9 protein-coding genes are annotated in these 9,801 nt (G+C 70.2%); all 9 read right to left on the bottom strand.

Translation table 11 applies throughout. From position 1 onward, the window contains the following. Nucleotides 1-265: 265 nt before the first annotated feature. Nucleotides 266-934, bottom strand: a complete 669-nt coding sequence (locus HYV93_06155; protein MBI2525548.1) for an IclR family transcriptional regulator — start codon at nt 932-934, stop codon at nt 266-268. Nucleotides 935-1,014: 80 nt separating this feature from the next. Further along, entirely contained in the window at nt 1,015-1,893 is an 879-nt protein-coding gene (locus HYV93_06150; GenBank protein ID MBI2525547.1) for an ABC transporter permease, read from the bottom strand. Beyond that, nucleotides 1,890-2,687: an ABC transporter ATP-binding protein gene (locus tag HYV93_06145; GenBank protein ID MBI2525546.1), complete on the bottom strand. Its 798-nt coding sequence runs from the start codon at nt 2,685-2,687 to the stop codon at nt 1,890-1,892. The genes HYV93_06150 and HYV93_06145 overlap by 4 nt, the downstream gene beginning before the upstream one ends. 2 nt (nt 2,688-2,689) lie before the next feature. After that, nucleotides 2,690-3,760 (bottom strand): ABC transporter substrate-binding protein, encoded by a 1,071-nt coding sequence (locus HYV93_06140; GenBank protein MBI2525545.1) that lies wholly within the window; start codon nt 3,758-3,760, stop codon nt 2,690-2,692. 23 nt (nt 3,761-3,783) lie between these two features. Then, nucleotides 3,784-4,200 (bottom strand): alpha/beta fold hydrolase, encoded by a 417-nt coding sequence (locus tag HYV93_06135; GenBank protein MBI2525544.1) that lies wholly within the window; start codon nt 4,198-4,200, stop codon nt 3,784-3,786. Nucleotides 4,201-4,214: 14 nt separating this feature from the next. Beyond that, entirely contained in the window at nt 4,215-5,249 is a 1,035-nt protein-coding gene (locus HYV93_06130; protein MBI2525543.1) for an esterase, read from the bottom strand. 45 nt (nt 5,250-5,294) lie between these two features. Further along, complete coding sequence (locus HYV93_06125; GenBank protein MBI2525542.1) at nt 5,295-6,530, bottom strand: CoA transferase; 1,236 nt, start codon at nt 6,528-6,530, stop codon at nt 5,295-5,297. Nucleotides 6,531-6,729: 199 nt separating this feature from the next. Further along, nucleotides 6,730-6,915, bottom strand: coding sequence for an IMP dehydrogenase (locus HYV93_06120; GenBank protein MBI2525541.1), 186 nt, complete (start codon nt 6,913-6,915; stop codon nt 6,730-6,732). A gap of 641 nt (nt 6,916-7,556) precedes the next feature. Next, nucleotides 7,557-9,698 (bottom strand): diguanylate cyclase, encoded by a 2,142-nt coding sequence (locus HYV93_06115; protein ID MBI2525540.1) that lies wholly within the window; start codon nt 9,696-9,698, stop codon nt 7,557-7,559. Nucleotides 9,699-9,801: the final 103 nt, after the last annotated feature.

Genomic DNA, 9,801 nt, shown 5'->3' with positions numbered 1-9,801 from the left:
TCTGGGGCTGAGCCTCGAGGGCTGCGAGCCGATCGGTCCTCTGGCCAGCAAGCTCTGATCCGTCACGCCTGACCTTCGTCTCCTTCTCTCTCCTCCTCCCCGGGTCATTCCGGGGGTCGGTAGGAGTATAAGGAGCCGATGGCGCAGCTCCGGCGCAAGCGGTCGGCTTCGGTCTGCCTCTTCCTGGTCATCGCCACGACGCTGCTCAGGCTGGCCAGGACCGAAGAACCGGGGCCTGCGCGGCGCCGGACCGCGCGCGTAAGGGCTACCGCGCGAGCTCGCGCGCGAGGCGCCGCACGGACGCGCGGAGCGCCGTCACGAGCGAGGGAACACGGTCCGGAGTGAGCCGCATGATAGGGCCGCTCACGTTGAGGGCGCCGAGGAGCGCGCCCCGGCTGTCGAAGAGCGGCATCGCCACCGCGGCCACCTGGGGGTCCCGGGCACCGAAGGACGCGGCCCATCCGCGTGCGCGCACCTCGGCCCGGCGCCCGCCCGGCCGGTCGGTGCCGAACGCCAGCAACACCTCTCCGCCGGCGCCGCGGTCGAGGGGTAGCCGCATGCCTTCCCGGAGGCGGTGGATCACGGACTCTGGCGACGACACGCGCATCAGCACGAGCCGCGCGTCGCCGTCGCGCACCTGGAGGCTTGCGCTCTCGCGGGTCTCTCGCGCGAGCCGCTCGACTTCCGGCCGCACCCGGCGCGCGAGGTCGTCCCACGAGTGACGCACCATTCCGAGCTGCCAGACGAGCGGGCCGGGCCGGAACCGCCCGTCGGCGTCGCGAACGAGGAGGCCCCCGCGCACCAGCGATGTCAGGAGCCGGAGCGTCGACGACTTCGGGCGGCCCGTTGCGACGGCCAGTTCGGTCAGGCTCGCGGGGTCGCGCCTCGCGGCGAGGACGTCGAGCAGCGCGCACGCCGCCGCGACGGAGGTCATCGATTCCCCGGAGAGCGGGCCCGGAGGGCGCCCTCGCGGCCGGGCGCGGACAGCCCTCTCGGTGGACGGCGCGGCTTCTCTCACTCCCGCCCCTGGAAATGCGCCTGCCACCTGAGAAGGTAGCTCTGCGTCCGCCGGATCGCGAGCGCCAGGACGACGCCCACCACCATCAGCACGAAGAGCGCGACCATCATGTCCGCCGCCTGGGCACGCGCCTCGGCCTCGACGATGATCTTCCCGACGCCGCGCTCCGCGCCGATGAACTCGCCGACGATGACGCCGATCAGCGAGAACGAGATCGCCGGCGTCAGGGAGGCAAAGACCCAGGCCATCGTCGATGGGACGATCACCGTCGCTGTCACCTGCCAGCGGCTGGCGCCGAACAGGCGCGCCACCGCGATGTGATCGCGGTCCACTGCTCGCGCGCCCTCGAACGTGTTGAAGAAGACGACGAAGAAGACGATGACCCACGCCGTCACGATCTTGGAGATGTCGCCGAGGCCGAAGAGCAGGATGATGAACGGGACAAGCGCGATGCGCGGGATCGAGTTCACGGCGACGATGAAAGGCTCGAAGAACGTGGCAAGGAGCTCCGAGCGGCCGAGCGCGAGCCCCACCATCACGCCGCTCCCCACGCCGGCCACGAATCCCCAGAAGGTGTTCTTCAACGTGACGAGCGTGCCGATCCAGAGGTTGTTCTGGCTCTGGGCGAGGCAGGCCGCGAAGGCGCCCTCGCGCCCGAGGGTCCACGCCCCGGCCCGGTCGACGAGGCACGCCAGCCGGACGAAGCGCGCCCAGATCTCCGACGGCCGGGAAACGAAATAAGGGTCGAGGAAATCCGGGATCAGCCAGTCGTACCGCGCGTTGAGCGGGAACGCCCATTCCCACACGGCGAGGATGGCCGCCACCACCAGCACGCGGCAGGCGTTGAGGCCGAGCGCCCCCGGAACCCTCGTCACTCGACGTGCCCCTTTCGGAGCTCCTCGCCGAGCGAGTGCCAGATCCGGGAGAACGCCTCGGCGAAGTCGGGCGACTCGCGGAGGGCGACCGCGTCGCGCGGGCGCGATAGGTTGACCTCGAAGATCTCCTTCACCCGTCCCGGCCGCGCGGACAGGACGACGATGCGATCGGAGAGCGTCAGCGCCTCGCCCAGGTCGTGGGTCACGAAGAGCACGGTCTGCTGCTCGCGCTCCCAGATGTCGAGGAGGATCCGGTGCATCTCGAGCTTGGTGTGCGTGTCGAGCGCGCCGAACGGCTCGTCCATCAGCAAGATCTGCGGCCGCGTGATGAGCGTCCGCATGAGGGCGACGCGCTGCCGCATGCCCCCCGAGAGCGCCAGCGGGAAGGCGTCTCCGAAGCCGTCGAGCCCCGCGTCGTGGATGATCCGGGCCACACGGTGGTCGCGCTCGGCCCGCGGCGCCCCGGCCAGCTCGAGCCCGTAGGCGATGTTGCGCGCCACCGTCCGCCACGGGTACACGGTGTCACGTTGGAAGACATAACCGACGTGACGGTTGGGACGGTTGGCGACCACGGGGTCGCCGTCGATCAGCACGGAACCCGACGTCGCCGCGAGGAGCCCGGCGACGATGTTCAGGATCGTGCTCTTCCCGCAGCCCGACGGGCCGATCAGGGCGACGAACTCGCCCTCCGGGATGTCGAAGGCGACCGCGTCCACCGCCCGCACCTCGCGGCCCTGCAGGGCGAAGGTCTTGCAGAGATCGCGGACGGCGATGCGGACCCGCGGGGCTGTCACGGTTACCCCGAGCTATACTTCCGGTGCGCGTTGACGAGAAAGCGCGCGTCGACGGCGTCGGCGAAGCTGATGGGCTTGATGTCCGTGCCCTCCCGAAACCACACCTTCCCGCCGTTCCTGAAATCGGCCTCCGACATCATCCCATCGTACTTCCAGAGCTGCTTGAAGTAGGCAATCTCACGCTTGGTGGCCTGTGGACTCTGGTCGCCCATGTACTTCTCCCCGACCCGGGCGTAGATCTCGTCGACGCCGTGCGCCTTGAGCCACTGCATCGCCCGGTAGACGGCATTGACGAAGGCCTGGGTGACGTCGGGGGCCTGGGTCGTCGACGCCAGGGCGTAGACCGCGGTCGTCGGGATCGGCCCGCCGAACGCTCGGTCCCACGCGGCCTGATCGCGCACGTCGTAGATCACGCGCCCCCACCCGCGGTCTTCCGCGTCGAACTGGATCGCTGGACTCGCCACGATCGCGTCGAGCTGCTTCGACGAGAGGCCGCCGAGCATCGTCTTGGCGCCGCCCGCGGCCACCCAGTTCACCTTCTCGGCCACGCCGTAGCGCTCGAGCACGTAGCTCCCGTACATCCACGTCCCCGACCCGATCGCCGTGGCCGCGATCACCGGCTTGCTGCCATCCGGCCGCTTCCAGTAGCCGAACTTCTCGGGCGTCGTGATGCCCTGGTCGTAGAGGTCCTTGCGGACCACGATGTTCGCGTACGGGCAGCGCGACTCGGTGCCCATCAGGATCTTCGTCGGCTTGCCGCGGTTGGTGAGCTGGAGCGGGTGACTGGCGTCCCCGTGGGCGTGGCTCGCCTGCCCGGCGGCGATGACCTGGCGCGTCCGGGCGCCGCCGTCGGTGACCACGATCTTGAAGTCGAGGCCCTCCGCGCGCGCCAGCCCCTCGACCTCGACCACCATGAACGGGGCGTAGAGCGTGATCGCCGGGCCGAAGGAGCCGGTGACCAGCGGCTTGCCCTGCGCTCGCGCCAGACCGGGAGCGAGGGCCACGCCGGCGGTCAGAGCGATGCTGCCCCGGACGAAACCCCTGCGCGTCGAACACTGGATACCGTCACTCATGATCGCCTCCGTGATGAGAACCCCTATCGGCTCGCGCTGGCGCGGACGAACGCTGCGAGCTCGCTGTTGAAGCGGGCCGGGTCTTCCCAGAACGGACTGTGCCCGACGTTGTCGTAGAAGGAACCCAGCGGCTTGTCCGATCCACCGTGCCCGCGCGTGTCGTACGTGATGACGCGGAACGCCTGGGCGAGATCGCTGCGCGTCTGTTTGACCCAGGAGAGGTGGCTCTGGGAGAAGCCGTGGACGAACAGGATCTCGGGGCCGCTCGGATTGCCCCATTGCTGCACGGCGATGGTGAGACCGTCGGGTGTTCGCACCGTCAACGACCTGTAGTCCTCCTGTCGGCCCTGCGCGGGCACCGGCACCGACACGAGGATCGTCAGCAGCGACGCCGTCAGGATCACCGAGGCGGCGAGGAACCGGAAGGATGTTGTGACCATGGGAGCCTCTGTCGTCATCTCATCAATCCCTGCTTCGCCATCCAGTCCTGGATGCGCGTCGCGACCTGGTCCGAGTTGCCGTCCATCATCAGCATGTGGGTGTTGCCGGCGATGCCGGCCTTGGGCAGGTCCAGCCACTCGGCCGTGCCTCCGGTGGTCCGCAGCGCGTCACGGTACCGTGTCACGTTCGGCATGATCTTCATCCAGAGTTCCTGCGTGTCGAGGTAGTCACCCCACACGAAGAGGTGGGGTACGCCCTTGAGGCTCGCGACGGCGACCTTCGCCGGGTCCGGCGCGCCGGAGGGCTCGATCGCGACGACCGCCTTGACCTTCTCCGGCGCCTTCAGGGCGGCGTTGAAGCCGAAGTTGCCGCCCTGACTGTGCACCAGCACGACACAGGGGCAGACCTTTTGCACGAGCGCGTCGTACGCCACCTGCGTGGCAGCGTCGGTGGTGGCCCACCGCGGCACCCCCTGCTTCGTGAACTGGTCGAACGCGCTGGTCGGGAACTGCTGGCCCGGATGGGCGACACGCTTCGCCGGGTCGGTGGCGTACGAGCCCTTGGGCCCGATCCGGAACAGCTCCCATGCCTCCTTCTTCGTGCGGAAGAACGGCTCGGTCTTGAAAATCTCCGGGTAGCGAGCCCAGGAAGCGCGGCCGCGCTCGACAGCATCGGAGACGTACACGCTGTGGCCGGCGCGCAGAAAGAACATCTGCCATCCCGGGCGCCCATCGGGCTTGCTCTCCCACGTGACGCCGGTGAGACCCCCTCCGTGCCACAGGAGGAGGGGATACTTGGCTCTCGGGGCAGTGAGCTGGATGTACTGCACGTACATCTGCTCCGCCTCGAAGTCGCCGTTGGGATCGACGACGAACGGCGGAGAGCCCGGGGTGAACACGATCTCCCTCTTGGGAAGTCCCGACAGCGTGACCTGCCGGCCGCCGACGTGGAAGCTCCCGATCTCCGCGATCTCGATTCCGGCCGCATAGGCGCCCGAGGTGACCGCCAGCCCCAGCGCGAAACCCACGACGACCCTGAGCGTATGCATTGTCCCCCTCCTCATGCGACGACCTCGACTCGTTTCGGCCCCGCATCAGATCACGCCCTTCTGGCGCAGTGACTCGATCTCCTCGGCGCCGAGCCCGAGCAGCCCTCCCAGCACCGCCCCGTTGTGAGTACCAAGATCCGGCCCCCCGTGCACCACGCGGCCGGGCGTGAGCGAGAACACGGGCACGAGCCCAGGCAGCGGCACCTTGCCCAGGCGGGGATGGTCCACCTCGACGATGTCGCCGCGGGCCTGGTACTGGGGGTCGGCGAAGATGTCAGCCACGGAGTAGACGGGGCTCAACGGGCACCCGACCGCGTCGAGAATGCGCTGGCTGTCCTCGAGGGGCCGCGCCTTGAGCCACGCGCTCACGATCGCGTCGACGGCCTTCCGGTGCTCCACGCGGCGAGCATTGACCGAGTAGCGGGGATCGGTCACCATGTCTGGACGCCCGATCGCCTCGGCGAGCCGATTGAACGTGCGGTCGGTGCTGCACACGAGCACGACGTGGCGCCCGTCACCCGTCTCGTACACGCCCGCCGGCGAGGCGCCGCTGGTGTCGCCAGCGCGCTCGCGCACGCGCCCGGTAACCCCGTACTCCGCGACGAGCGCGTCGAGCAGTCGGAAGACCGACTCGTAGAGTGAGACATCGGCCATCTGTCCCCCGCCGTCGCACGCGTCCCGCCAGTAGAGCGCCATCACCGTGGCCAGGGCGCCGTAGAGGCCCGCCAGCAGGTCCGCGAGCGCGATGGGGACATTGAGCGGCGGCCGATCCGGATACCCGAGTAGGTAAGTCAACCCGGCGAACGCGGTGGCCGGCGTGCCGAAGCCGGCCTTCTCGCGGTAGGGGCCCGTCTGACCGTAGCCCGAGATGCGCACGAAGATCAGGCGCGGGTTCACCGTGCGCAGGTCGTCGGGACCGAGCCGCCAGCGCTCCATCACCCCGGGCCGGTAGTTCTCGACGACGACATCGGCATCGGCGCAAAGCCGTCTGAAGAGCGCGGCGCCACGGGCGTCGCCGAGATTGAGGGTGATGCACTTCTTGTTGCGTCCGAGGCTGGGGAACCGAAGCGACTCGCCGCGGGCGAAGGGGCCGATGGTGCGACAGGCGTCGCCCGCGCCGGGCTGCTCGATCTTGATCACCTCGGCGCCGAAGTCGGCGAGCAGGTTGGTGGCGAACGGCCCCGCTATCACCGACGTGACGTCGATGACGCGGACGCCGCGAAGCGGCCCGCGGTGCTCGTGCCAGAGAGTCTCGCGAGGCGCCGGCGCGACGGGTACCAGACGACCTTCCACACTCAATCCTTCCTCGGCCGCAGTCGGAGATTATTCCGAAATAGTGAAATATAATTCCAGTCGTTGAACGATAGATCGCAGCGGCCGGCGACGGCAATGAGGCGGATGCATCATTTTCTCTGGCTAGGCTGGGGGGCGCGCGGATGCTGCGATCAGCGGAGGAGCCACTCGCCAAGTACTCGCTCTCTCAGGTGCGTGACGCGTTGTAGCGGACTCGAGGCCTTCCACGGGATCTCGGCGGTCGCGGGCGGACCCACTTCGTCGACAACATGTCGCCGAGCATCACCGAGGAGGCCCCGCAGATGAGCGCCAGAAACAGGTCCTTGTCGTCCCTGACGCCGCCGTCGGCGATGATCGGTACCGTGTCCCCCACGGCGCGCCCGCTGGGTGCTCATTCACGCCGCGCTCTCGCTGCTGCGCCGCCAGCCCCCTGCGGCGAGGCGCTCCGGACCTGGGCCCTGCGCATCGCCGCCCGCCGGGGCAAGCCCGTCGCCGTGGTCGCGCTGGCCCGCCGTCTGGCCGGCCTCCTCTATGCGCTCCTCGGGATGAAACGCTGGATGCGCCCCGCCCCCCGGCGGCGCATTCTCACTCCGTCGCCGCACTTCCCGCGTGAGGGACACCGGACGGTACACGGTGATGGTGCGGGAGCGGAGCCTCGTGGCCTCTCGCAGGTTCGACGGGTGGGTGAGCGCGAATGTTGGCCCGGCCGCTGCTGCAGGGCCGCTGCGTGGATGGCGCCCCCACCCCCTCGAACCCCCTCGTGCGCCGGCGAGTGTCCCTCGCTCTTGGCGAGCGCGGATACAAGGCTGACGGAACTTCGCGAGACCAGAGCCCACTTCCTGCTCAATGGAGGTGAACACGCGGGACCGAGACACAACGGAGCGACACACCACGGCTTGACACGGCCAGCCGCTTCATGCAAGCCGACATGAACACTCTCCGGCAGCGGTCGCCCCGTCGGTGGGCCCCCGTCACCGTACCGCGGGCGCAGGTCCCGGGAGCCCGCGGGCGGGATCAGAACCGCTCGCCGGGGCGGGGATCCGTGGCCGGCTCGGCCGTGGTGACGCGGTCGCGGCCCTCGCGCTTGGCGTGGTAGAGGGCGGCATCCGCGGCATGGAGCAGCGCCTCGCCCGTGACGCCGTGCTCGGGGAAGGTCGCCACGCCGAGCGACAGCGTCACCGGCCCCACGATGCGGCCCCGGTCCGAGACCCGCATCTGCTTCACTCCGTCGCGCAGGTCCTCGGCCCGCCGGGCGGCGTCCTCCAGCGAGGCGTCGTGCAGCACCAGCACGAACTCCTCGCCCCCGTAGCGGCAGGCGATGTCCTCGCGCCGCAGGTTGCGCTGAAGGAGGGCGCCCATCTCGCGCAGCATGGCGTCGCCGGCGTCGTGGTCGAAATTGTCGTTGATCTGCTTGAAGTGGTCGATGTCGGCCATGATGACGGCCATGGGCCGACCCGCGCGCTGGGAACGGCGGACCTCGCGCTCCAGCGTCTCCTCCATGTAGCGGCGGTTGAAGAGCCCCGTGAGCGGGTCGCGGATGGACTGGCTCCGGAGGACCTCGCGCAGCTTCACGTTGGCGAGCCCGAGCGCCACCTGCTCGGCCACCGCCTCCGCGAGCCGGCGCCGCGCCTCGCTGAGCGGCCGCCCGTTCGGCGTCCCGAGGGGCGCGGTGCCCACATAGAGGAGGCCCAGGGCCTCTCCCTGGGCCACCAGCGGCACGCAGATGCTGGCGGCCGGCAGCGGGGTCGGCAGATGGGTGCAGAGCGGGCCCGAGCCGGTGTCTGCGACGAGGTGGGGCCGCCCGCTGCGCAGCGCCCAGCACTCCTCCATGGCGAAGACGGTCCCGCCCCCGCCGGCGGCGGCGCCCCAGCGGGCCACCGCCTCGATGAGGCTGCGCGAGGCGCTGCACGCGAAGACCGCGCCGCTCTCGAAGCGGAAGAGATCCTTCAGCACGCGCTCGATGACGGCATAGGCCTCTTCCAGCGTGAGACACGCCTGGAGTAGCTCGCCGAGGCGGTTGAGCAGGTCCAGCTCGCTCACGCGCTCCTCGAGATCCTCCTTGGCTTCCTGCTCACCCTTCACCATGGCCGCCAGGCGCTCGGCCATCGCGTCGAAGGAGCGCCCGAGCACGGCGATCTCGTCGGTGCCCTCCACCCGGGCCCGCGCGCCGAGATCGCCCGCGCTCACGAGCTCGGCCGCCCGCACCAGCGTCCGCAGGCGGCGGAAGACGATCAGGTGGCCTCCGAGGGCGGCGACGGCCAGCGCCACCGCCCCGACGAGCGCCAGCGAGAGCAGGTTGCGCAGCAGCACCCGATTGGCCTCCACGAACGCCGCGTCCCTCGAGATGCCGACGCTCACGTACAGGCGGTCCGCGGGCGGCAGCCCGCGCAGGGGCGTCCAGGCGACGAAGCGGCGGACGCCGTCCGTGCCGGTGACCTGCGCCTTGCCTTCCCCCTCCTGGCGGCGGATCGCCTGAAGGAGCGGGGCCTCGGGCACCGACTGGCCGAGGAGCCCGCTGCTATCGGGATGGCGGGCCAGCACGAGCCCGGCCGCGTCCGAGACGAGGTAGGAAGAACCCGTCGGCAGCTGCGCGGTCTTCACGAGCTGGGGGAGCCACGCGAGATCCAGTCCCACGAAGACCACCGCCCGCAGGGTGCCCGCGGGATCCACCGCGGGAGAGGTCAGGGCGAGGCTCGGCCTGCCGCTGACCCGGTCCACCACGTACCCGCTCACGACGAAGTCGCGCGTCTCGAGGGTGCGGCGGACGTAGCCGCGGTCCGCCACGCTGACCGGGCCGCGAAGCGGGACCGCGCTACAGAAGACGTCCCCGGCCGCGCTGATGGCACCGAGGTTCGTGTAGATCGGGAAGCGCCGGTGGATGGCGGCGGCCTGCGCGCTGCACGCCTGCGCGGCGGGTGCCTGGACGTCGGGGAGCTGCGCCAGACCGGTGAGGAGGGAGCGCGCGCCCTCGATGACGCGCTCCGGCTCGGCGGCGGCGAGCCGGGCCAGCCGCAGGACGTCCTCCTCCGCCCCCGCCGCCGCGAGCTGCCGTTGCTCCCAGGCCGTGACGAGGATGAGCGCCAGAGCCGGCAGGAAGGCCAGCAGCACCAGCAGGAGGAGACGTGACCGCAGGCTCGACAGGGCGCTCCGGCTCATGGCTCCTCTCTCATGTTCTCACGCCCGGGGAGTCCCCGCCAAGACCCGGGTCGTGATCCCTGTGTTATACTTACCGCCGGTTACGGCGGAGAGCGCACAGAGA

Source organism: Candidatus Rokuibacteriota bacterium (assembly GCA_016188005.1).
In the GTDB taxonomy this organism is placed as follows: domain Bacteria; phylum Methylomirabilota; class Methylomirabilia; order Rokubacteriales; family CSP1-6; genus UBA12499.
Note: the sequence above shows the minus strand (reverse complement) of the source record. Positions and strands in the feature narration are given on the sequence as shown.